Here is a 23,085-nt window from a genome sequence, read left to right on the forward strand (position 1 = left end):
CCTCGACGATGAGCGACATCCACGACCTGCTGCCCTGCGCCGAGCCCGTGCAGCTGATCGCCCCCGACGGCACCGCCGTCGAGCCGGGCGAGCAGGCCGGCGCCCGCGGCTACGCCATGCCCTCGACCGACGACCTGCTCGCCGTGTGGCGGGCGATGGTGATCGGCCGACGCTTCGACGCGCAGGCCACCGCGCTGACCAAGCAGGGACGCCTGGCGGTCTACCCCTCCTCCCGCGGCCAGGACGCCTGCCAGGTGGCCTCGATGCTGTGCCTGGAGGAGAACGACTGGGTCTTCCCGACCTACCGCGACTCGATGGCGTTGGTCACCCGCGGCATCGACCCGGTCGAGGTGCTGACCCTGCTGCGCGGCGACTGGCACTGCGGCTACGACCCCGCCGCGACCCGCACCGCGCCCCAGTGCACGCCGCTGGCGACCCAGGCGGTCCACACCGCAGGGGCCGCGGACGGCCTACGCCGACGCGGAGTCGACGGGATCGCGCTGTGCCTCATCGGCGACGGTGCCACCTCCGAGGGCGACTTCCACGAGGGCCTCAACTTCGCCGCGGTCTACGACGCCCCGGCCGTCTTCTTCGTGCAGAACAACAAGTACGCCATCTCCGTGCCGCTCGCCAAGCAGACCAAGGCGCCGTCGCTGGCCTACAAGGGCATCGGCTACGGCGTCCGCAGCGAGCAGGTCGACGGCAACGACCCGGCCGCCGTGCTGGCCGTGATGCGCGCCGCCCGCGAGCACGCCCGCTCCGGCCGGGGCCCGATGCTGGTCGAGGCGCACACCTACCGGATGGAGGCGCACACCAACGCCGACGACGCGACCCGCTACCGCACCGCGGACGAGGTCGACGGATGGACCGGCCAGGACCCGATCGTGCGGCTGCAGGCCTACCTGGTCTCCCAGGGCGGCCTCGACGACGCCCGCATCGAGGAGGTCAAGGCCGAGGCCGAGGCGATGGCCGCGGACCTGCGCGCGCGGATGAACGCCGAGCCGGTCGTCGACCCGATGGATCTCTTCGCCCACGTCTACGACGAGCCCACGCCGCAGCTGCGCGAGCAGATGGACATGGTGCGCCGCGAGCTGGCCGGCACCGCCAGCGCCGCCAGCCCCGGCCCGACCGGAGCCAGCCCGAGCAAGGAGGAGGCGCGATGAGCACCGAACCCCGCCCCACCACATACGCCCAGGCGCTCAACGCGGCGCTGCGCGACGCGATCCGCGAGGACGATTCGGTCCTGGTCTTCGGCGAGGACGTCGGCACGCTCGGTGGCGTCTTCCGGATCACCGACGGCCTGACCAAGGAGTTCGGTGAGGAGCGCTGCTTCGACACCCCGCTGGCCGAGGCGGGCATCGCCGGCTTCGCGATCGGGCTCTGCACGCAGGGCTTCCGCCCGGTGGTCGAGATGCAGTTCGACGCCTTCGGCTACCCCGCCTTCGAGCAGGTCGCCTCGCACGTGGCCAAGATGCGCAACCGGACGCAGGGGAGAATGACGCTGCCGATGGTGATCCGGGTGCCCTACGCCGGTGGCATCGGTGGCGTCGAGCACCACTGCGACTCCTCCGAGGGCTACTACGTGCACACCCCGGGTCTGCACGTCGTCACGCCGTCGACCCCGGCCGACGCCTACAGCCTGCTGCGCGAGGCGATCGCCTCCGAGGACCCCGTGGTCTTCATGGAGCCGAAGTCGCTCTACTGGTCCAAGGCTCCGCTAGAGCTGCCGACCTCGACCGAGCCGATCGGGAAGGCCGTCGTGCGGCGCGAGGGCAGCGACGTCACGCTCATCACCTACGGCCCGCAGGCGCCGCACGCGCTCAAGGCCGCCGAGGTCGCGGCCGCGGAGGAGGACTGGAGCGTGGAGGTCATCGACCTGCGCTCGCTGGTGCCCTTCGACGACGCGACCGTGGAGGCGTCGGTGCGCAGGACCGGGCGGGCCGTGGTGCTCGCCGAGGCGCAGGGCTTCGCCGGGATGGGCGCCGAGATCGCCGCCCGCGTCTCCGAGCGCTGCTTCCACTCGCTGGCCGCGCCGGTGCTGCGCGTCAGCGGGCTCGACATCCCCTATCCCCCGCCGATCCTGGAGCACACCTACCTGCCCGGCGTCGACCGTGTCCTGGACACGATCGAGCGGCTGCAGTGGGACGACGAGCCCGACCTGACGCACGCCGGCGCCGAGGCCTCGGGGGTGCGCGCGTGAGCACCACCGCCCACGTCTTCAAGCTCCCCGACCTCGGCGAGGGCCTGACCGAGGCCGAGATCGTCTCCTGGCACGTCGCCGTCGGTGACGAGGTGAGCATCGACCAGGAGGTGGTGACGGTCGAGACCGCCAAGGCCGCCGTCGACGTCCCGTGCCCCGCCGCCGGAGTCGTCACCCGGCTGCACGCCGAGCCCGGAACGGTCCTGGAGGTCGGTGCGCCGCTGATCACGATCGGCGGCGACCCCGGCGAGGGTGAGAGTCCGGGCGAGGACGGGCGTGGCGGTGCCGGCGGTGACCAGTACCGCACCGAGGAGCGCGCCGGGACCAGGCCCCCCGCCCACGAGTCCACCGTCGCCTCCGACGACGCCCCCGAGCGCCCGCTCATCGGCTACGGCGCCGGCGACGGCCCCGCCCGACGCCGCCGCAGCCGCAACCGCAACACCGCTCCCACCCCACCGAACGCACCAAGTGGCGCGGATTCCACCCCACCGAGCGCACCAAGTGGCGCGGATTCCACTGCACCGAGCGCACCAAGTGGCGCGGATTCCACTGCACCGAGCGCAGGAAGTGGCGAATCGAGCGGTCGGGCGGTGCGCGTCATCTCACCCCTGGTCCGCAAGCTCGCGGCCGAGTGGGGCATCGACCTATCGACGGTGAAGCCCGGCCCGACCGGCGTGATCCGCCGCGCGGACCTTGAGGCCGCGCGCGAGCAGGCACCCGGCGCGTCCGGTGGTGCTGAAACCCGTGCACCGCGCGCGTCCGGTGGGGCTGAGGGCGTGCACGCGGCGCGTCCGGTCGGTGAAGGGAGGGCTGCCGGGAGCGCCGGCCCGCGCAGTCGCGGTGAGGACGTGCGCGTGCCTATCCAGGGCGTGCAGCGGATCATGGTCGACCGGCTCTCCACCTCGCGCCGCGAGATCCCCGACGCCACCACCTGGGTCGACGTGGACGCGACGGGGCTGATGAAGCTCAAGGACGCCCTCAAGACCGCCCGCCCCGGCGCCGGCATCGGGGTGCTCCCCCTCCTGGCGCGGATCACCGTCGCCGGCCTGGCCGCATACCCCGCCCTCAACTCCTCCGTGGACCTCGAGGCCGGCGAGATCGTCCACCACGGCATCGTCAACCTGGGGTTCGCCGCGCAGAGCCCCCGCGGCCTGGTGGTCCCCGTGGTCCACGGCGCCGACGCCATGACGACCACCGAGCTGGCGACCGCGCTGCGCGAGCTGACCGAGAAGGCCCGCGACGGCAGGCTGACGCCGGCCGAGCTGACCGGTGGGACGTTCACGCTCAACAACTACGGCGTCTTCGGGGTGGACGGCTCGACGCCGATCATCAACCACCCCGAGGCCGCGATGCTCGGCGTGGGCCGCATCATCGACAAGCCGTGGGTCCGCAAGGGCAAGCTCAAGGTGCGCAAGGTGACGCAGCTGTCCTTCACCTTCGACCACCGGGTCTGCGACGGCGGGACCGCGGGCGGCTTCCTGCGGTTCGTCGCCGACTGTGTGGAGGAGCCGGGGGCGCTGCTCGCCGACCTGTGAGCACGCCCCCGCCCGACCTCACTCCGCGGGAGCGTCCTCGCCGCCGGTGACGCCCTCGTAGAGGCCGGGATGTCGACGTGGGGTGATGTCGCCGTGCGCCATGGTCCTGCCCCCTCTGCTCCGCGTCCGGCCCGCTGCCGGGCGTCTGGGACGAGCATGGCACCGGGCGCCGACAGACGTGTGGGATCGCGCGAACGTTCAGCCAGGATTCACCCGGACAGGTGGTACCCCCGCTGACGACCACGCTCCCGCCGCCCAGGTCGTCAGCGCAGCTGCAGGGTGGTGATGCAGGTGGCCCCGTCGGGGCCGGTGTCGAGCTCGACCATCCCGCTGCGGTCGCCCTGGGTGATCTCGATCGTGCCGGTCCGGTCCTTGGGCAGCCAGTAGCCGACGAAGCCATTGGCATAGGTGGTGGCGTCCTCGTCGACGAGGACTTCCCCGTCGCTGTCGGTGATCGTGACGTGCACCTGCTCACCGACGAGCTCGCCCTGGCACCCGCCGAGGGCGTGGAAGAAGCAGTCGTGGGTCTGGTGCACGTAGGGCGCGACGGAGACGTAGACCTCGTCGCCGGGCACGGCCAGCGTGGCCTCCTGCTGCCCGTCGGTCAGGATGACCTCGTCGTGCCGGACCGAGGCCTGGACGGCCAGCGGACGGGCCTGCTCGACCTGGTCGAGGGTGGTGATGAGCTCCTTGACGTCGTCGGTGGGCACGCCGAGGGCGGCGAGCTGCGCGGCGACCGGCTCCGGGAGCGCGGCGGCGTGGGTCGAGGTCTGCGAAGCGGCGGCTGAGGTCGCCCTCTCCCTCGGCTGGTCCTGCGCCGTGGAGCACCCGGACAGCGCGAGGGTGACGGCGGTCAGCAGGGACAGGGCGGCGGCGGTGCGCATGGGGTCCTCCTCGGGACACGTCGGGACCTACGCAGCGTAGTAGGACAGCCTGGGAGCCACCTGCACGCCGGCAGGGAAGTCGCTACGGCACAATCGGGCCCATGCACCCCACCAACCAGGTCGTCCTCGACGCGGTGACCGCCGCCGGGATCGAGCCGCGCATGGTCTGGCTCGACCAGCACGCCCGGACCGCCGCCCTGGCTGCCGAGCAGATCGGCTGCGAGGTCGCGGCGATCGCCAACAGCCTCGTCTTCGACCGCGACGGGGAGCCCCTGCTGGTCATGGCCAGCGGGGCCGCCCGGGTGGACACCGACCTGATCGCGCGCACGGTGGACGCGCAGCGGGTGGAGCGGGCGAGCGCGTCTTTCGTCCGGGAGGCGACGGGTATGGCGATCGGCGGGGTCGCCCCCGCCGGTCACCCGAGCCGGTTGCCGGCTCTCGTCGACGTGGATCTGGAGCGCTTCGACGAGGTCTGGGCGGCGGGCGGGACGCCCGATACCGTCATGGCGCTCACCTTCGAGCAGCTCGTGCGCCTGACCGGCGGGACGCCGGCCCGGGTGCGCTGAGGCATCCGGGCCGTCCCGATCAGCGGAAGGTCAGCCAACGCAGCTCCTCCGCGACCGCAGAGGTGATCGAGTCGGGGCCGCCCGCGAGGTGGATCACCGGCGGCTTGAGCCGCTTGATCGCCGAGGTCGTCACCGCCGGCAGCACGGAGGGCTTGGTCAGGACCACCGGGCTGCGGTTGAGGGCGGCCGCCGGGGCTGCGGCGAGCGCGTCCGGGTAGTCGGTCCCCTTGGCGAGCCAGACCTGGTTGGCCGGCACCCAGTAGAGACGGGCCACGTTGGCCGCGACCTCGTAGCGGTTGTCCCCACCGACACGGATCACCTCGGCCGCATACTGGCGCAGCTGGGTCTCGACCGAGGGGTTCACCGAGACCGGTCCGCCGACGATGACGATCTTGGAGGGCCGCAGCCGCTCGAGCTGGGCGACGGCGGCGTCGGGCAGGACGGCGGTCTTGCTCAGCAGCAGCGGGGCGTCCAGGACGCCGGCGCGGGCCGATGCGGCCAGACCGTCGGCGAAGGCGCTGCCGGCGGAGACGAAGACGGTGCTCGCGGAGGGATACATCGCAGCGATGTTGGCCGACACCTCATACCTGTCAGCCCCGGCGATCCGGGACACCGAGGGGCCGAGCGCCCGCACCTCGTCGACCACGGTGGAGGCCACGGTCGCCGTCCCGCCGAGCACGACCACGCGCTCGGGGGCCAGCCGGACCAGGGCGTCGCGGCTCGCGCTGGGCAGGCTGCCCTTGCGGGTCGGCAGCACCGGGACGCCCTCGCTGCCGGCGAGGGCGCTGCCGGAGAGCGCGTCCGGGAAGGTCTGGCCGGAGGCCAGGTAGACGGTGCCGACGTCGCGCCCAGACCACGTGGACAGGGCGATGTCGGCAGCCACGGAGTAGCGGTCGGAGCCGCTGTGCCGCACCAGCTTCGGCACGGTGCCGGAGGGCTGGTCGGTCACGGTGACTGTCGACCCGCGCGAGTCACCGCTGCGGGCCTGGAAGGTCACCGTGTGCGTGCTGCTGTCGGAGCCCGGGTAGGTGAAGCTGAAGGCACCGTCCGCGACGACCTTGGGCGAGGCGACGAGGGTGCCGTCGACGCGGACGTCGACGACCGTCCCGGCCGAGACGGAGTCGCCGGAGAACGTCGTCATCCGGCCCGAGACGGTGGACCCGGCCGACCAGCGGGCGCGGGCGGTGTAGCTGTCGGTGTAGGTGGCCAAGCTCAGGACGGACCGGCCGAGCCAGACCCTGACCTGGGCGCCGGGGCGGTACTCGTCGAGCGAGGTGAGTAGCGCGGCGGTGGAGTAGGGGCTGCCGTCGTCGTGCCAGTCGTAGGAAGAGGTCACGCCGACCGCCTTGCGACCGCTCACCCACGGGCCGCCGGAGTCGCCGGGGATGATCCGGGTGTCGGCGAAGAGCGACCACACCCAGCGCTTGGGCCTGGTGATGTCGCCGGACCCGTCACCGATCCACTGCCACCCGATCTTGGTGACCGTCGAGCAGGTCCAGCCGGTCATCCGGCCCTGCTTGCAGACCGGCATGCCGAGCACGGCCGCCGCGCGGCCGGTGATGGTCAGGGCGCCGTTGGCGGTGGAGATCTCCGGAGGGGCGCTGATCCCGCTGGCGATGGTGTATGTGGACAGGTCGGTGCCGTAGGTCTCCCACCCTGATCCGGGGGCACCGAACTGGTACCAGTCCACGGTGCCCAGGTAGGAGCCGTTGCCCCAGGTCACGTTGGTGCCGCCCATCGTGACGCAGTGCCCGACGGCGATGCCGCGGGTCTTGCCCTGATACCAGCCGTTGAAGCCGTGGCTGCAGCCGACGCCGTTGAAGGCGATCGGCGTGCCGCCGCGCACGGTGGCGGCCGGCTGCGGGTCGCCGGAGGTGCCGGAGACGATGACGCCGTTGCGGCGGCCCCACTCGGCCGGGGAGACCAGCTCTCCTTCCGGCGCCGTGCGGCCGCGCTCGCCGGCCTCCTCCGGGTCGGCGACCAGCACCTCATACCCCTCGAGGGTGATCGCCACACCGGTGAGCCCCTCCGGGCCGACCTCGCGCAGGTAGGCCTCGCGCACCGCGTCCAGGTCGACGAAGGGGCTGACTCCCTGCCCCTCGTCGCCGAGGGTCTGCGCGGAGGTCAGGTCGACGCCGTCGGCGGTGAGCCGGGCGACCTGGCCGGTCGGGGCTGCCTCGATCGTGGCCGCCGCCCCCTCCACCTGGGCCCCGGCGCGGACGAACTCCTGCCAGGTCATGCCGAGGTCGGTCTCCACCGCCTGCACCAGGTCCGGCGGTGGAGAGTCGGTCTCCTCGGACGCCAGGGCCGGTTGCACCCCCAGGACGCCCAGCGTCAGCGCGCCCGACGCGACCGCCCCCACCACTGCCTTCCTCGCGTGGTTGATCACAGCATTCCCCTTCTTCGTCGACGGCGGTGTCTCCAGGGGTGACGAGGTGACCGCCCCCAGATGTTGCACCGGTTCCCGAAAGAGATGTCTACCGCAGGCCCGTCAGAGGTCGCCGTTAGGGTCGAGCCGTGACCTTGTACGTGCACCGGGCCGCCTCCACCGCCGACCTGGCGGAGGGGCTGGCCGTGCTGCTCGGCCCCCCCTTGGAGGACCCGTTCGCCGAGGAGGTCGTCGCGGTCCCCGCGCGAGGTGTGGAGCGCTGGCTGGCCCAGCGGCTCTCGCACCGCCTCGGGGCGGGGCCGCGCGGCGGCGACGGCGTCTGCGCGGGTGTGCGCTTCCTGAACCCGCACTCGCTGGTGGCCATGGTCCTCGGCATCGAGCGCGACGACCCGTGGCACCCCGCCCAGCTGGCCTGGCCCGTGCTCCGGGCGATCGACGCCAGCCTCGGCGAGCCGTGGGCGGCGACGCTCTCGACGCACCTGGGGTGGGGGCTGAGCGGCAGCGAGCTCGAGCTGCGTCGGGGGCGTCGGTATGCGGTGGCGCGGCGGCTCGCGGGTCTGCTCGCCGACTATGCGGCGCAGCGGCCGAGCCTGCTCACCGACTGGCGCGAGGGCGGTCACGGCGACGGGCTGGGCGGGCAGGTGCCCGAGGACCTGCGCTGGCAGCCCGAGCTCTACCGGCGCGTGCTGGGCCTCGTGGACGCCGAGCCTCCCGACGTGCGTCAGGCCCGGGTGGTGCAGGCCCTGGAGCAGGGCAGCGGCCCCAGCATCCCCGGGCTGGAGCTGCCCGGTCGACTCTCCCTCTTCGGCCACACCCGTATCGCCCGCAGCGAGGTGGAGGTCCTCTCGGCCCTGGGCCAGCACCGCGACGTCCACCTCTGGCTCCCGCAGGCCTCCCACGCCTCCTGGGACGCCCTCGCGGGCGCCGCCGGCGCCGGACCGGTCCCCCGCGCCCAGGACAGCTCCGGGGGCCTGGTGCAGCACCCGCTCCTGGCCAGCCTGGGCCGCGACATGCGCGAGCTGCAGCGGACCCTCGCCGTGGCCGGCGCTGCCGACCGGCCCCTGGGCGACCGTCTCGACGCCGCCCCGTCCGTTGCGGACGTCCCGGCTCTTGCGAACGCCCCTGACGAGCGCCCGTCGACGGCCCCGCGCACCCTGCTGGAGCACCTCCAGCAGGACCTCGCGCAGGACCACGTGCCGGACCGGGCCGAGCAGCAGTCCCGCGTGATCGCCACCGACGATCGCAGCATCCAGGTCCACGCCTGCCACGGCCGGGCCCGCCAGATCGAGGTGCTGCGTGACGTGCTGGCCGACCTGCTCCAGCACGACCCGAGCCTGGAGCCGCGGGACATCCTCGTGATGTGCCCTGACATCGACGCCTTCGCCCCGCTCGTGCACGCCGGCTTCGGCCTGGCCGAGGTCGTCCGTGACGACGCGGCGTCCGTGGCCCACCCGGCCCACCTGCTGCGGGTGCGGCTCGCGGACCGGGCGCCGCTGCAGACCAACCCGCTGCTGTCCCTCGCCCACCGTCTGGTGGAGCTGGCCGGGTCACGCCTGACCGCCAGCCAGGTGCTCGACCTGGCCCGGTCCGCCCCCGTGCGGCAGCGGTTCGGGCTGGACGACGACGCGCTGGAGCGGATCGGGGACTGGGTCGAGGCGGTGACGATCCGGTGGGGGCTGGACGCGGAGCACCGCACCGACTACGACCTGCACAACCTGCCCCAGAACACCTGGCGCGCCGGCCTCGACCGGGTCCTGGTCGGGGCCGCGCTCGACGGGCGCGACCACGACCACCTGGGCACCACGCTGGCCCTGGACGAGCTCGACAGCGGGGACATCGACCTCGCCGGCCGGCTGGCCGAGCTCGTCGACCGGCTCGGCCACGTCCTGCGGGGCCTGAGGGAGGCCGACGGGGTCGACCGGTGGCTGGACCTGCTGCAGGAGGGCGTGCTGGACCTGGCCGACACCACCTACCGCGACGCCTGGCAGGTGACCCAGCTCGAGCGCGAGCTGAGCCGGATCCGGGCCGCCGCCGGGTCGGGGACGTCCATGGCCCTGTCCGACGTCCGCGCGCTGCTGGCCGAGCACGGCGCCGGGCGGGCCACCCGCAGCAACTTCCGGACCGGCACCCTGACCGTCTGCACGATGGTGCCGATGCGCTCGGTCCCGCACCGCGTGGTGTGCCTGGTCGGGATGGACGACGGGGTGTTCCCGCGCTCGGCCGTGCCCGACGGCGACGACGTCCTCGCCCGGCGTCCGGTGACCGGCGAGCGCGACGCCCGCAGCGAGGACCGCCAGCTGCTGCTCGACGCGGTGATGGCGGCCGGCGACACCCTGGTCATCACCTACACCGGCGCGGACGAGCACAGCGGTCAGGCCCGGCCGCCGGCGGTCCCGCTCGGTGAGCTGGTCGATGCCGTCCGCGCCACCGCCGACCTGCCGACGGCACGCGTCGTGACGCGGCACCCGCTGCAGCCCTTCGACCCGCGCAACCTGGGGCGCCCGGGGCTCGACGGCGACCACCTCCGGCCTGGCGGCGAGCCGTTCAGCTACGACCCCGCGGCACTGGCCGGGGCCACCGCCCGCGAGGCCGAGCCGGCGAGCCCGGCGCCGTTGGCCTCCTACCTCCTGCCCGAGCGGCCGGCCGAGGACGTCCAGCTCGACGACCTGCTCCGGTTCTTCGACAACCCCGCCCGCGCGTTCCTGCGCTCCCGGGTCGGGGTCTACCTGCCGGAGGTGCCCGAGCTGGCCGGGGAAGGCATCCCGATCGAGCTCGACGGGCTGCAGCAGTGGGCCATCGGCGAGCGCATCCTGCAGTCGGCGCTGGCCGGCCGGGAGTGCCAGGCCATCGTCGACGCCGAGCTCTGGCGCGGGGAGCTGCCGCCGCACAACCTCGGGCACACCACCCTCACCGACATCGTCACCCGGGTGACCGCCCTGTGCGAGGCGACCTGGGGCGCGGTGCACCAGGGCGGCTGGGGCCGGCCGCTGGAGCGCGAGGCGAGGGACGTCGAGGCCAGGCTGCCGGACGGGCGCCTCGTCGTGGGCACCGTGCCGGGCCTGGTCCTCGGACACGCCCTCACCGCCACCTACTCCACGGTGCGGGCCAAGCAGCGCCTGCGCTCCTGGATCGTCTCGCTCGCCCTGGCCGCCGACGGGGACGCGACCGCGACGAGCAACGTCTTCGGGCAGTACCGCTGGGGCGGGAAGAAGGGCTTCGTCCACGCCTCGCACGGCCCGCACGAGTCCGAGCGGGCACGGGAGCTGCTCGCCCAGCTGGTCGACCTGCGCGACCGCGGGCTGCGCGAGGTGCTGCCGCTGCCGCTGGCGACCACGCAGGTCTGGGCGGAGACCTACCTGAAGACCGGCAAGGTCAACGCCGCCGACTACAAAGCCGGCACCTACGAGTGGACCACCGGCGACACGAGCTACGGGACCAAGGAGCAGCACGACCCGTCGTGGAGCCGGGTCCACGGCGGCCCGGCCGCATACCCCTCGATCCTGGGCACCCCCCGCGAGGACGAGCAGTGGGTGGCCGGCGTCCCGCACCGGCTGGGCCAGCTGGCGCTGCGGGTGTGGGGGCCGGTCCTGACCGAGGGCCCCGAGAGGTTGATGCAGCTGTGACGATGCGACCCTTCTCCATCACCGCGCCGCTGCCCTCCGGCACGCTCCTGCTCGAGGCGAGCGCGGGCACCGGCAAGACCTGGACCATCGCGGCGCTGGTGACCCGGTTCGTCGCCGAGGGCGAGGTGACGCTGCCGGAGATGCTGGTGGTGACCTTCAGTCGGGCTGCCAGCCAGGAGCTGCGCGCCCGGGTCCGCGAGCAGCTCGCGGAGGCGGAGCGGGCACTGGCCACGGGCGACGCCGGCAACGGCAACGGCAACGAGCTGCTTGCCCACCTGCTCGACGCCGACGAGGAGGAGCGGGGCCGCCGCCACGCCCGCGTCCGGGCGGCGCTGACCAGCTTCGACGCGGCCACGATCGCGACCGTGCACCAGTTCTGCCAGCAGGTGCTGCGCAGCCTGGGTGTCGCAGGCACCACCGACGCCTCCGCCGAGCTCGTCGAGGACCTCGACGACCTGCTGGTGGAGGTCGTCGACGACCTCTACCTGGGGCGCTTCGCCGGCGAGGGCGAGCCCGCCTTCACCCGCGGCGAGGCCCTGACCATCGCGCGCGCCGCGGTAGAAGACATCCACGCCGACATCCGGCCCCGGACCGCCGACCCCACGACATCCGCGGCCCGTCGCGCCAGGTTCGCCCGCGCCGTGCGGGCCGAGATCGACACCCGCAAGCGGCGCCTCCAGGTGATGCACTACAACGACCTCCTCACCCAGCTCGCCGCAGCCCTGGAGAAGGAGGACTCCCCGGCCCGGGAGCGGATGCGCCACCGGTGGAAGGTGGTGCTGGTCGACGAGTTCCAGGACACCGACCCGATCCAGTGGCAGGTCCTCGAGCGGGCCTTCCACGGCCACGCGCGCGCCATGGTCCTCATCGGGGACCCCAAGCAGGCCATCTACGCCTTCCGCGGCGGCGACATCGTCACCTACCTCTCCGCCGCCCGCAGCGCCGTCGACCGGTACACCCTGCCGCGCAACTTCCGCTCCGACCCCGAGGTCGTCACGGCCCTGCGCGTGCTCCTGGAGGGCGCCGAGCTCGGCGACCCGGACATCGCCGTCCACCCGGTCACGCCCCACCTGACCGAGGGCCGCCTGGCCGGCGCGCCGAAGCCGGGGGCGGTCCGTCTGCGTCAGGTGCTGGGCCAGGACCACCTGCACGGCGACGACAAGATCGGCGCGACCCGCGCCCACATCGCCCGCGACCTGGCCCTGGACGTCGCCACCCTGCTCGCCTCCGGCGCGACCTTCGACGGGCGCCCGGTGCGGGCCCACGACGTCGCCGTCCTGGCCTACAAGTCCAAGGACCTCCTCGCCGCCCAGGCCGCCCTGCGCGAGGTCGGGATCCACGCGGTCAGCACCGGCGGCTCCTCGGTGCTGGAGAGCCAGGCCGCCCAGGACTGGCTCACCCTGCTGGAGGCGATGGTCGCCCCGCACCGCTCCACGCTCACCCGCGCCGCGGCGCTGACCGACCTACTCGGGCTGTCGCTGGCCGACGTCGACGCGGGCGGGGAGTCCCTCGACGACGACCTGGCCCACCGGGTCCGTGAGCTCGCCTCCGTCTACGCCCGCCAGGGGATCGCAGCCGTGCTGGAGCGGCTGACCGCTGACGGGCTGACCGGGCGCGTCCTGGGTCTGGTCGGGGGCGAGCGGACGCTCACCGACATCAAGCACGTCGCCGAGCTGCTGCACGAGGCGGGCCGGGACGGCGAGCTGGGGCTGGTCACCCTCCTGGAGTGGCTGCGCCTGCAGATGGCCGAGGACACCCCGACCTCGGCCGGCGCCCGCACCCGCCGGCTGGACAGCGACGCCGCCGCGGTGCAACTGGTGACCATCCACGGCAGCAAGGGCCTGCAGTACCCCATCGTCTACCTGCCTTCCCTGACCGACCGCAACATCGGCCGGGACCCGCAGATCCCGCTCTTCCACGACGACGAGCCCGAGCGCACCCGCGCCATCGACGTCGGCGGCAAGGGCGGGGGCAACAACGAGTGGGCCGGGTCGGTCCGCCGGCACAAGGAGGAGGACGCGGGCGAGTCCCTGCGCCTGCTCTACGTCGCGCTGACCCGGGCCCAGTCCCAGGTGGTCACCTGGTGGTCGCCGACCAAGTACAACACCGGACCCGCGCCCCTGCACCGGGTCCTCTTCGGCCGCCGACCCGGGGAGGGACCGGTGCCGCCGGTGGCCCAGGTGCCCGGGGACGCCAGGGCCACCGAGATCCTGGGCGAGTGGGCCACGCGGGGTGCCTTCACGCTGGAGCGCGCCGACCACGCGGAGGTCCCCGAGTCCTCCCCCGAGGCAGAGACCAGCGCGCTGCGCGCCGGCACCTGGACCCGCCGCATCGACACCGACTGGCGGCGCACCTCATACACCGCCCTGTCCACGCCCCGCGACGACCAGGGCCACGAGCTGACCGGCGGCGTCGGGAGCGAGCCGGAGGGCGAGGTGACCGCCGTCGAGGACGAGCCCGAGACCCCCACCCCGGTCCTGGACCAGGCTCCACCGCTGCCCGGCCTCGACGAGGCGCCCAGCGGCAGCGACGTGCCCTCTCCCATGGCCGACCTGCCCGTCGGCGCAACCTTCGGTTCCCTGGTGCACGGCGTCCTCGAGCACGCAGACCCGCAGGCTCCCGACCTGCGCGCGGAGCTGCTGGGCCACATCGAGGAGCAGCTGGTCTACTGGCCGGTGCGCTCCGACCAGGGTGACGAGCGGTGGCTGCGCGAGACCCTCGCCGACGCCCTGGTCGCGGTCTGCCGCTCCCCGCTCGGCCCGCTGGCCACGGACGCGACCCTGGCCGGCATCGGCCGCGCGGACCGCCTCTGCGAGCTCGACTTCGAGCTCCCCCTGGGCGGAGGGGACGAGGGGCGTATGCAGCAGCGCCGCCACCGCGGCGCCGGCTCGCCACCGCGCGACCCGGGGGACGGGCAGGCCCACGCCGTGCTCGGCGACCTCGCCCCGCTGCTGCGCAGCCACCTGCCCGCGGGCGACCCGGTGCGGGGCTGGGCCGACGTCCTCGACGCCGCCCCGGAGCTGGGCGCCCAGCAGCTGCGCGGCTACCTCACCGGGTCGGTGGACGTCGTGCTCCGCACCGGCGGGCGCTACCTGGTGGTCGACTACAAGACCAACTGGCTGGGCAGCGGCGAGGAGCCGCTGACCGCCGCGCACTACCGGCCGGAGAAGCTCGACGAGGCGATGGGCCACTCCTCCTACCCGCTCCAGGCGCTGCTCTACTCGGTCGTCGCTCACCGCTTCCTGCGCTGGCGGCTGCCCGGGTACGACCCGGCCCGCCACCTCGGCGGGGTCCTCTACCTCTACGTCCGCGGGATGTGCGGGCCCGACACTCCTGTCGTGGACGGTCACCCGTGCGGCGTCTTCTCCTGGAAGCCGCCGGTGGCGCTGGTGCTGGCCGTCTCCGACCTGCTCGACGGCACCGGCCGGTCCGAGCCTGCTCCTGGGACCGTCGAGGAGGTGCCGGCATGACGATCCTGGACGTCATCGAGCACGTCGACCGCCACGACCGCCGCCTGGCCAGGGGGGCCAAGGGCATCCTCGGGGAGTTCAACAGCCACGGGGTGGTCACCTCCGCCGACGTGCACCTGGCCGCCACCCTGGCGCGGATCGCCCACGAGCAGGACGACGCCGCGGTGCTGGCCGCCGCGATGGCCGCGCGGGCGCTGCGCTCCGGCTCGGTCGGTGCCGACCTGGCCGCGCTCGCCACCGCCGGCAGGCAGGCGCTGCCCGGCCTGCCGTGGCCAGACCCGGAGGGGTGGACCAAGCAGGTGGCCGCGAGCAAGCTGGTCGCCCAGGGAGCCGTGGTCGTCGAGCACGGGCTGGTCTACCTCCAGCGCTACCACCACCAGGAGGTCCAGGTCGTCGACGACCTGCGTGCCCGCGCCGCCCTCCCGGCACCCCCCGTCGACGAGGCCGTCCTCGCCGAGGGCCTGGCGCGGATCTTCCCGGGCGAGGGCTACGCCGAGCAGCGGGCCGCGGCCGAGCTGGCGGCCCGCTCCCGCACCAGCGTGATCACCGGCGGTCCCGGCACGGGCAAGACGACGACGGTGGCCGGGGTCCTGGCGCTGCTCGCCGACCAGGCCCACGCCGCCGGCGAGCGACGCCTGCGGGTCGGCCTGGCCGCCCCCACCGGCAAGGCCGCGGCCCGCGTGAAGGTCGCGGTCACCGAGGCGCTCGGGCAGATCCTGGAGCGCACCGAGGACCCCGAGGCCCGCTCGGTGGTGGAGTCGCTGACCACCGTCGAGCCGATGACCCTCCACCGGCTCCTGGGCTGGCGCCCCGACAGCAGCACCCGCTTCCGGCACGACCGGACCAACCGGCTCCCCCACGACGTCGTGCTGGTGGACGAGGCCTCGATGGTCTCGCTGACCCACATGGCCAGGCTGCTCGAGGCGCTGCGCCCCACCTCCCGGCTGATCCTTGTCGGGGACGCCGACCAGCTGGTGTCGGTGGACGCCGGTGCGGTGCTGGCCGACCTCGTCGCCGGCGCCGAGGCCAGCGCGGACTCACCCGTCGCCCTGGCCCGGCTGCGCACGGTGCACCGCTTCGGCGAGACCATCGGCGCGCTGGCCGAGGCGCTGCGCACCGGCGACGCCGACGCCGTCGTGGCGGAGCTCTCTGCGGGGAGCACCGAGGTGGAGTGGGTCGCCGACCCCGACCCTGCCGCATACCTGCGCCCGTTGCTGACCAGGCACGCGCGAGCGGTACTCACCGCCGCACGCAACCAGGACACCGGCGCGGCCCTGGCCGCCCTCGGTGCCCACCGGCTGCTCTGCCCGCACCGCCGGGGCCCCTTCGGCGCGCGGACCTGGAACTCGCTGGTCGAGACCTGGCTGGCCGAGGACACCGGCCTGACCTTCTACGACCCGATGTACGTCGGCCGCCCCCTCCTGGTCACCGCCAACGACTACGCCACCGGCGTGCTCAACGGCGACGCCGGCGTCGTCGTGCAGTCGCACAAGCCGGACGGGACGCCGGTGCGGATGGCCGTCATCGAGGGCGCCACCGGGGCGCACCGCTTCGCGCCGAGCCGGCTGGGCGACGTCGAGACGATGCACGCCATGACCGTGCACAAGGCCCAGGGCAGCCAGGCCAAGGAGATCACCGTGCTCCTGCCCGACGAGGACTCCCCGCTGCTGACCCGGGAGCTGTTCTACACCGCGGTCACCCGGGCGCAGGAGCGGGTCCGTGTGGTGGCCAGCGAGCAGGCCGTGCGCGCCGCGGTCGGCCGGCGGGTCGTCCGGGCCAGCGGCCTGCGGCAACGCCTCGCCGGGGCGCCGCCCGCGCCCTGATGTTCATACCCTGACCTCCATGACGTCGGGCGACTCCGGTGCCGACCGAGGCCGCCTGCCCGCAGCCCTAGCCGCGTCGTCGTCGGTCAGCTCCCCATGGCGGCGCCCTGCTTGCGCGCCCGCTTGGCCGCCTTCTTGAGCAGCTTGACGACCTCATCGCCGACGCCCGAGGCGGACATCGGGTTCTGGCCGGTCACCAGGGTGCCGTCGACGACGACGTGGCTCTTCATCGGCAGCATGGCCTTGCCGTAGCGGCCCCGCTGGCCCAGCTCCTTCTCCAGGTTGAAGGGCACCGCCCGGCGGCGTCCCGCGACCTTCTCCTCGCGCCACGAGAAGCCGGTCACCTTGCGGCCCTCCAGCAGCGGCGTGCCGTCGGCCAGGGTGACGTCCAGCAGCCCGGCGGGGCCGTGGCAGACGGCCGAGACGACCTTGCCGGCGTCCGCGAAGGCGCCGACGAGACGCACGACCTGGGGGTCGCGGAAGTCGAACATGGTGCCGTGCCCGCCGGCCAGGTAGACCGCCTCGTAGTCGGCGACGTCCACGTCCGCGGCGGCCCGGGTGTGCTGCAGGGTCTTCATGTAGGCGGGGTCCTCGTAGCGCTTGTCGGTGCCGCCCATCTTCAGCATCACCGCGGACAGGCTCTCGGGGTCGAGGGGCACGTAGCCGCCCTGCGGGCTGGCGACGTCGACGGCATACCCCGCCTTCTCGAGGACGTCCTGGAAGTGGGTGAGCTCGCCCAGCCAGAGCCCGGTCCGGTAGCCCACCTTCTGGTAGTCCGAGACGTTGGTGACGAGGGCGAGCACGCGCGGGGTGGTCATGATGGTCTCCTTGGTGACGACGACCCTCCAGTCAACCAAGGAGTATGCGGTGGCGCACCTCGAGCGCTACAGCTCCCGCCGCATGACGGCACGCTGCGCCGTCCCTGCTGAGGCATGCCGTCAGTATGAGGCTCCGTCGCCACCGGCGCGCGGCCCCGAACCGGCACGCTGCCCGGAGCTGGAGCCCTACCGGACAGGGAAGGGCCCGGTCGCGCCCACCCCGCCTGGGCACGACCGGGCCGTGGGCCCGCCGCGTGTCCCTCGCGGCGGGCGGACCGCCCGACGTTGTCCCGACGTCGGAGGTCCCCCGGAGGTCGGGGCCGGCCTGTCCCGGGCCGGCACCCGACGGTCTAGGTGCAGATCATGCGGCCGCCAGCCCCTCGGCCGGGCTGACCCGGGTGGCGCGGCGGGCGGGAAGCACGCTGGAGAGCACCCCGGCCAGCAGCGCGACGCCGACGATGATGCCCACGCGGCTCCACGGGATCGCCAGGTCCAGGGCGGTGTCCTCCGGCAGGATCGTCTGGATGCCCAGGGCGGCGTAACCGACGCCGAGCAGGAGCCCAAGCACCGCGCTGACCAGGGCGATCAGCACGCCTTCGACGAGGAGCATGGTGCGCATCTGGCCGCGCGTCAGGCCCAGACCGCGCAGCAGCGCGTGCTCGCGGTGCCGCTCGATGATCGACAGCGACAGGGTGTTGGCGATGCCGACCACGGCGATGAGCACGGCCACCCCCAGCAGGGCGGTGGTGATGAGCACCATGACGTCCAGGATCTGGGTGATCCGGGCGCGCTCGGCGGCGGAGCCGGAGACGTTCATCGTCGCGTCCTGGGTCACCGCCTCGATGTCCTTGAAGGCCTGGCCGATGTCGGCCTTGTCCTCCAGTGTGAGCAGGACGGCACCGCGGCCGACCTGGTCACCGTCCAGGGCGGCGAGGTCGTCGGCGTGCAGCACGATGGTGCTCGACCCCATCCCGAGCTCGATGACCGTCAGGTCCTTGCTGCCGGCCGAGCCGTGCACGGGCAGGGTGTCACCGACCTCGAGGCCGTGGATCAGCAGCTGCATGTCGCTCATCCCGACCACCCCGGGGCGGACGGAGTCGACGAGCGCCTGGCTGCGGATCACCTGGCCGGCGGTGGCCGGGTCCAGGCCGATGGCGAGCGTCTCGCCCCAGGCCTCGTCCATGGTCAGGTATGCGGTGTCGACCGGCAGCGCCGCGGCCACGCCCTCCACCGCGGCCAACTCGGCAGGGACGGTGGACGGCACGGCGGCGGGGACCATCTGGTCCTGGACGCGGCCGCCCTCGCCACCGTCGCCCTCACCACCGGTGGCCTCCTCGGCCGGACCGTCGGCCGGTAGGGCCTCGACCGCCTCGGGGACCGTCTCCGCGACGAGGTCCACCGCATACTCCTTGTCGATCTCGCCCAGCGCGGTCCGCTGACCGGAGGCGGCCCCGACCGAGGTCATCGTGATGAGCGTGACCCCGACGATGAGCGCAGCGCTGGTGGCGGCGACCCGGCCGGGGTTGCGCACGGCGTTGTCGACCGCGAGCTTGCCGGGCACACCGGCCGCCCGGGCACCCAGCCCCAGCGCACGCACCGCGGCCGGGACGATGACCGCCGCGCCCACGAGCACCCCGGCGAAGCTGACGAAACCACCGAGGATGCCGCTGAGCACGTCGCGGTTCGTGGCCGCATACACCATCAGCGCGGTGCCGCCGGCGACCAGGAGACCCGCCAGGCCGACCCGGACCAGGCTGATCCGGGTCCGCTCGCTGGACTCGCCCGTCGGACGCAGCGCCGCCAGCGGGGAGACCCGGGTGGCGCGGGTCGCGGGCCACAGGGGGGCGAACAGGGTGACGACCGTGCCCACCGCGAGCGGGGCCAGGACGGTGACCGGGTCGATACTCAGGCCGGAGCCCAGCGGCAGACCCAGGTCCATGCGTTCGCCGAGCCGGACCAGGCCCCAGGCGCCGACCAGGCCCAGCAGGACACCGACCGCGGAGGCGACCAGCCCCAGCAGCAGCGCCTCGAGCAGCACCGAGCGGCGGACCTGCTGCTTGGTCGCGCCGACGCAGCGCAGCAGGGCGAGCTCACCGGTGCGCTGGGCCAGGGTGATGGTGAAGGTGTTGGCGATGACGATCGCGGCGGTGGCCAGGGCGACCGCGCCGAAGCCGAGCAGGATGGCACCCATGACGGCGGTACCACCGGTCATCGCTGAGACGCGCTCCTCGGCCGCCTCCGGGCCGGTCGTGATCGTCGCGTCGGGCAGCGCGCCGGCCAGGGTCTCGCGGACCGTGTCGACGGAGGCTTCGTCGGCCACGTCCACCCGGATGGACTGATAGGTGACCATGGGGTCGACGAGGCGCAGCGTGGCGTCGTCGGCGAGGAAGCCCTCACCGAAGGAGATGGGGCTGAAGTCGCCCGCCTTGACGACACCGACCACGTCGAGGACGACCGTGGCCGGCTGGGCGTCCTCGTCCATGGGCATCGACGTCAGCCGGAGCTCCTCGCCAGCACCGAAACCGGCCTCGGCCAGGTCGTCGTTGACGACGATCTCCCCCTCGGCCTGTGGCATCCGCCCCTCGAGGAGGGTGAGGCCGCTGGTCGCCAGGTTGGTGCCGCTGACGTAGGAGTCGGGGCCGCGCTCGCTGAAGACGAAGGCCTCGCCGGTGACCGAACCGACGCCCTGGGCCGCGGCTACGGCGTCATAGTCCTTCGGAACGAACGCCTGCCCGGTCAGCACCAGATCGGCGTCGCGCAGACCCGCGCCGACCGCGTCCTCCAGGCCGGCCTTGGCGCTGAGGAGCACCGCCAGGCTCGTGGTCAGGAAGGCGACGCCGATGATGATCGCGACGGCGGCCGACAGCAGCCGGCGGCCCCGCGAGGCCAGGCCGCCGGTCATCCAGGAGCCGGCCATCACAGCGCCTTGCCGAGGTCGCGGACGGCGGCCAGGATCGCGTCGGCGTCCGGGTCGAGGATCTCGCCGGCCAGCTGCCCGTCGGCGAGCAGGAGCACCCGGTCGGCGACGGCCGCGGCGTTCGGGTCGTGGGTGACCATGACGACGGTCTGGCCCCACTCGTCGACGGCGCGGCGCAGCATGCCCAGCACCTCGGCCCCCGTGGTGGAGTCCAGGGCGCCGGTCGGCTCGTCGGCGAAGATCACGTCGGGGCGGGTGACGAGGGCGCGGGCCAGGGCGACCCGCTGCTGCTGCCCGCCGGAGAGCTCGCCGGGGCGGTGGCCGAGCCGGTCGCTCAGCCCGAGCCCGTCGATGATCGTGCGCTCCCAGTCCGCGTCGACCTTCTGGCCGGCCAGGTCGAGCGGGAGCCGGATGTTCTGGCTCGCGGTCAGGGTGGGCAGCAGGTTGAAGGCCTGGAAGACGAAGCCGACCGCGCGGCGCCTCAGCGTCGTGAGCTGCTTGTCGGACAGGCCGGTCAGCTCGGTGTCGCCAAGGAAGACGCGGCCCGAGGTCGCGCCGTCCAGCCCGGCGAGCAGGTGCATGAGCGTGGACTTGCCCGAGCCGCTGGGGCCCATGATCGCGGTGAACTGCCAGGCCTCGATGCCGACGGAGACGCCGTCGAGGGCTCGCACGGCGGTCTCGCCGGAGCCGTAGGTCTTGGTCAGGTCGATGGCGCTGGCGGCCAGGGTGGTCGCGCGTCGCACGTCAGGGCTCGTGGTGCCGGTTGAGGTCATGGTCTGACCGTAGGTGGGCATGGCCGGGACCGGCGTCGGTCGGCGGTCGCGACGTGGGCCGGGGCGGCTACGACCTGGGTATGACGTCGCTCGCCCCGGTCTCCTCGGTCGCCTCCACCGCAGGGCCGGCGGAGGCCAGCTTCAGCCCGGCCGCGCAGCCGATGATCCCGAGCAGGAAGAGGACCTTGAGCGGGGTGAGTGGCTCGACCCCGGTGAAGGCTGCCCAGGCGACGGTGAGGACCGCCCCCAGACCCGTCCACACCGCATACGCGGTCCCGATGGGGATGTGCTTCATCGCCTGCGCGAGGCCGAGCAGGCTCAGCACGCAGAAGATGCCGAAGACGATGCTCGGGCCGAGGCGGGTGAAGCCCTCGGACGCGCCGAGAGCCGTCGCCCAGACCGCCTCGAGCACGGCGCTGACCAGCAGGATGCCCCACCCCATCTCAGGCCACCGCCTTCAGGCCGACGACGCAGGCGACGATGCCGAGCAGCAGCAGGAGCCGGACGAGCGTCGCAGGCTCGGTGCCGCGGGCCATCGCCCAGCCCACGGTGAGGCTGGCGCCGGTGGCGGTCCACACCGCATACGCGGTCCCGGTGGGGATGGTCTGCATGGCGACAGCCAGCCCCCACATGGAGATGACGGAGGCGACGACGAAGATCGCGGTGGGGAGGGGGCGGCGCAGGCCGCGGGAGGCGCCGAGCGCGGTCGCCCAGACCGCCTCGAAGATGCCGGAGCCGATGAGGATGGCCCAGTCCATGACGGATCACTCCTGAAGACGAGAGGTCAACTTTTCAAGGTTGGCCAGTCTTGTCTTCACCGGGTACTGAACCGTCGTCCGGGGCAACGCTCACGCCACCGTCAACCAGGATAACAACGCCCCCTCCCACCGGGCGCGCCGAATGGTTGCCCCCTGCCCCACCAAGCGCGGCGAGTGGTTGTTTCCAGACCCACCGAGCGCGCCGAGTGGTTGTTTCCAGAGCCACTGGGCGCGACGAATGGTTGCCTCCAGCCCGACCAGGCGCGGCAAGTCGCGCGGGTGGTCAAGGACACCCACTCCTCGATCAACCTTCGTCCGTCAGAATGCTGACGTGCCACCTCGCCAGGCAGCCGGCTTCGACAGTCTCGACGTCCTCGCCTTCGCCGCTGAACTCGTGCTGTGGAGCGCCTGCGGCGTGGCAGCCCATCGATTGGCCGGCGGCGGGATCGCTGGTCTCGTCGTCTCAGTTCTGACGATTCTCTTCGTGATCGTGGCGTGGTCGCTCGTCATGGCGCCGCGAGCACCGCGCCGGCTGGCCGTGACGGGACGCAACCTGGTGGTGCTCGGCTGACGCGGCTCTCAGCGATGAGGACCGAGTTTCTCCACTCACCGGCCGGGTCGATGCGCGAACAACCACTGGGCTCGCTCGGTGGGTCTGGGAACAACCACAGGCCGCGCCCGGTCGGCTATTCGGGGCGGCCGACCAGCCCGGTCTCATAGGCGGTGATGACCATCTGCACGCGGTCGCGCAGGTCCAGCTTGTGCAGGACGCGGCCGATGTGGGTCTTGACCGTGGCCTCGGCGAGGAAGAGCTCGGCGGCGATCTCGGTGTTGGTGAGCCCACGCCCGACGGCCTCCAGGACCTCCCGCTCCCGGTCGGTCAGGGGAGCGAGGCGCTCGGTGGCGGCCCTCCGGCGGGCAGCCGCAGCGGTCTCGGCCCCGGCGTCTGGCAGCTCAGGGACGAAGCGCTCAAGCATGCGGCGGGTGGTGGAGGGTGCCATGGCGGCGTCGCCCGCGTGCACCGCCCGGATGGCGGCCAGGAGTTCGGTAGGCCCGGCGTCCTTGAGCAGGAAGCCGGAGGCACCGGCCTTGAGTGCGGCGAAGGCGTACTCGTCCAGGTCGAAGGTGGTCAGCACCAGGACCCGCGCGGCGTCCCCGCGCTCCTGGAGCCGTCGCGTCGTCTCGACCCCGTCCAGACGCGGCATCCGGATGTCCATCAGGACCACGTCGGGCCGGGTGGCGGCGATCGCGTCGAGCGCCGCCTGGCCGTCGCCGGCCTCGCCCACGACCGTCATGTCGCCCTGGGCGTCCAGGACCATGCGGAAGCCG

At 73.5% G+C, this 23,085-nt stretch carries 16 protein-coding genes and 1 riboswitch; of the genes, 8 read left to right on the forward strand and 8 right to left on the reverse strand.

What is annotated here, in order from left to right:
- Nucleotides 1–8 precede the first annotated feature (8 nt).
- From pdhA to ACTMMA_RS11645, 3 genes are read left to right on the forward strand one after another with little or no spacing between them, the layout of a single operon-like run.
- Nucleotides 9–1,163 carry a pyruvate dehydrogenase (acetyl-transferring) E1 component subunit alpha gene (gene pdhA, locus ACTMMA_RS11635; protein WP_441190297.1) on the forward strand — a complete coding sequence of 385 codons (1,155 nt, stop codon included), beginning with the start codon at nt 9–11 and terminating at the stop codon, nt 1,161–1,163.
- Nucleotides 1,160–2,200, forward strand: coding sequence for an alpha-ketoacid dehydrogenase subunit beta (locus tag ACTMMA_RS11640; RefSeq protein ID WP_441190298.1), 1,041 nt, complete (start codon nt 1,160–1,162; stop codon nt 2,198–2,200). The genes pdhA and ACTMMA_RS11640 overlap by 4 nt, the downstream gene beginning before the upstream one ends.
- Nucleotides 2,197–3,735, forward strand: coding sequence for a dihydrolipoamide acetyltransferase family protein (locus tag ACTMMA_RS11645; RefSeq protein WP_441190299.1), 1,539 nt, complete (start codon nt 2,197–2,199; stop codon nt 3,733–3,735). The genes ACTMMA_RS11640 and ACTMMA_RS11645 overlap by 4 nt, the downstream gene beginning before the upstream one ends.
- A gap of 263 nt (nt 3,736–3,998) precedes the next feature.
- Here the strand turns inward: ACTMMA_RS11645 and ACTMMA_RS11650 are convergent, their stop codons facing one another.
- Nucleotides 3,999–4,619, reverse strand: coding sequence for a CueP family metal-binding protein (locus ACTMMA_RS11650; RefSeq protein WP_441190300.1), 621 nt, complete (start codon nt 4,617–4,619; stop codon nt 3,999–4,001).
- 101 nt (nt 4,620–4,720) lie between these two features.
- Between ACTMMA_RS11650 and ACTMMA_RS11655 the strand changes: the two genes are divergently transcribed.
- On the forward strand, nt 4,721–5,185 hold the full coding sequence (locus tag ACTMMA_RS11655; RefSeq protein ID WP_441190301.1) for a YbaK/EbsC family protein: 465 nt from the start codon (nt 4,721–4,723) through the stop codon (nt 5,183–5,185).
- A gap of 19 nt (nt 5,186–5,204) precedes the next feature.
- On the opposite strand, the gene ACTMMA_RS11660 is transcribed toward ACTMMA_RS11655, so the two are convergent.
- Nucleotides 5,205–7,574, reverse strand: coding sequence for a cell wall-binding repeat-containing protein (locus tag ACTMMA_RS11660; protein ID WP_441190302.1), 2,370 nt, complete (start codon nt 7,572–7,574; stop codon nt 5,205–5,207).
- A 128-nt stretch (nt 7,575–7,702) separates the two neighbouring features.
- Between ACTMMA_RS11660 and recC the strand changes: the two genes are divergently transcribed.
- The 3 genes from recC to recD are packed head-to-tail and all read left to right on the forward strand — an operon-like array spanning nt 7,703 to nt 16,490.
- Entirely contained in the window at nt 7,703–11,197 is a 3,495-nt protein-coding gene (gene recC, locus ACTMMA_RS11665; RefSeq protein ID WP_441190303.1) for an exodeoxyribonuclease V subunit gamma, read from the forward strand.
- A 2-nt stretch (nt 11,198–11,199) separates the two neighbouring features.
- Nucleotides 11,200–14,667, forward strand: a complete 3,468-nt coding sequence (locus ACTMMA_RS11670; RefSeq protein ID WP_441190319.1) for a UvrD-helicase domain-containing protein — start codon at nt 11,200–11,202, stop codon at nt 14,665–14,667.
- Nucleotides 14,664–16,490, forward strand: coding sequence for an exodeoxyribonuclease V subunit alpha (gene recD, locus ACTMMA_RS11675; RefSeq protein WP_441190304.1), 1,827 nt, complete (start codon nt 14,664–14,666; stop codon nt 16,488–16,490). The genes ACTMMA_RS11670 and recD overlap by 4 nt, the downstream gene beginning before the upstream one ends.
- 86 nt (nt 16,491–16,576) lie before the next feature.
- Here the strand turns inward: recD and ACTMMA_RS11680 are convergent, their stop codons facing one another.
- The 5 genes from ACTMMA_RS11680 to ACTMMA_RS11700 all read right to left on the reverse strand — a co-directional run bounded on the left by ACTMMA_RS11680 (nt 16,577) and on the right by ACTMMA_RS11700 (nt 21,756).
- Nucleotides 16,577–17,308 carry a type 1 glutamine amidotransferase domain-containing protein gene (locus tag ACTMMA_RS11680; protein WP_441190305.1) on the reverse strand — a complete coding sequence of 244 codons (732 nt, stop codon included), beginning with the start codon at nt 17,306–17,308 and terminating at the stop codon, nt 16,577–16,579.
- 361 nt (nt 17,309–17,669) lie between these two features.
- The gene (locus ACTMMA_RS11685; protein ID WP_441190306.1) at nt 17,670–20,225 is read right to left on the reverse strand and encodes an ABC transporter permease; all 2,556 of its coding nucleotides are present in this window, start codon (nt 20,223–20,225) and stop codon (nt 17,670–17,672) included.
- The gene (locus tag ACTMMA_RS11690) at nt 20,225–20,998 is read right to left on the reverse strand and encodes an ABC transporter ATP-binding protein (protein ID WP_441190307.1); all 774 of its coding nucleotides are present in this window, start codon (nt 20,996–20,998) and stop codon (nt 20,225–20,227) included. Before ACTMMA_RS11690 ends, ACTMMA_RS11685 begins: the two co-directional genes overlap by 1 nt.
- A 67-nt stretch (nt 20,999–21,065) precedes the next feature.
- Complete coding sequence (locus tag ACTMMA_RS11695) at nt 21,066–21,440, reverse strand: DMT family transporter (RefSeq protein WP_441190308.1); 375 nt, start codon at nt 21,438–21,440, stop codon at nt 21,066–21,068.
- A 1-nt stretch (nt 21,441) separates the two neighbouring features.
- Entirely contained in the window at nt 21,442–21,756 is a 315-nt protein-coding gene (locus ACTMMA_RS11700; protein WP_441190309.1) for a DMT family transporter, read from the reverse strand.
- A 39-nt stretch (nt 21,757–21,795) separates the two neighbouring features.
- A riboswitch (guanidine-III (ykkC-III) riboswitch) is annotated at nt 21,796–21,858 on the reverse strand.
- Nucleotides 21,859–22,087: 229 nt separating this feature from the next.
- On the opposite strand from ACTMMA_RS11700, the gene ACTMMA_RS11705 reads away from it, so the two are divergent.
- Entirely contained in the window at nt 22,088–22,327 is a 240-nt protein-coding gene (locus tag ACTMMA_RS11705) for a DUF2568 domain-containing protein (RefSeq protein ID WP_441190310.1), read from the forward strand.
- Nucleotides 22,328–22,442: 115 nt separating this feature from the next.
- Here the strand turns inward: ACTMMA_RS11705 and ACTMMA_RS11710 are convergent, their stop codons facing one another.
- The gene (locus ACTMMA_RS11710; RefSeq protein ID WP_441190320.1) at nt 22,443–23,075 is read right to left on the reverse strand and encodes a response regulator; all 633 of its coding nucleotides are present in this window, start codon (nt 23,073–23,075) and stop codon (nt 22,443–22,445) included.
- Nucleotides 23,076–23,085: the final 10 nt, after the last annotated feature.

Origin of the sequence: Ornithinimicrobium panacihumi (assembly GCF_052073805.1) — a bacterium.
Classification (GTDB): Bacteria; Actinomycetota; Actinomycetes; order Actinomycetales; family Dermatophilaceae; genus Ornithinicoccus; species Ornithinicoccus panacihumi.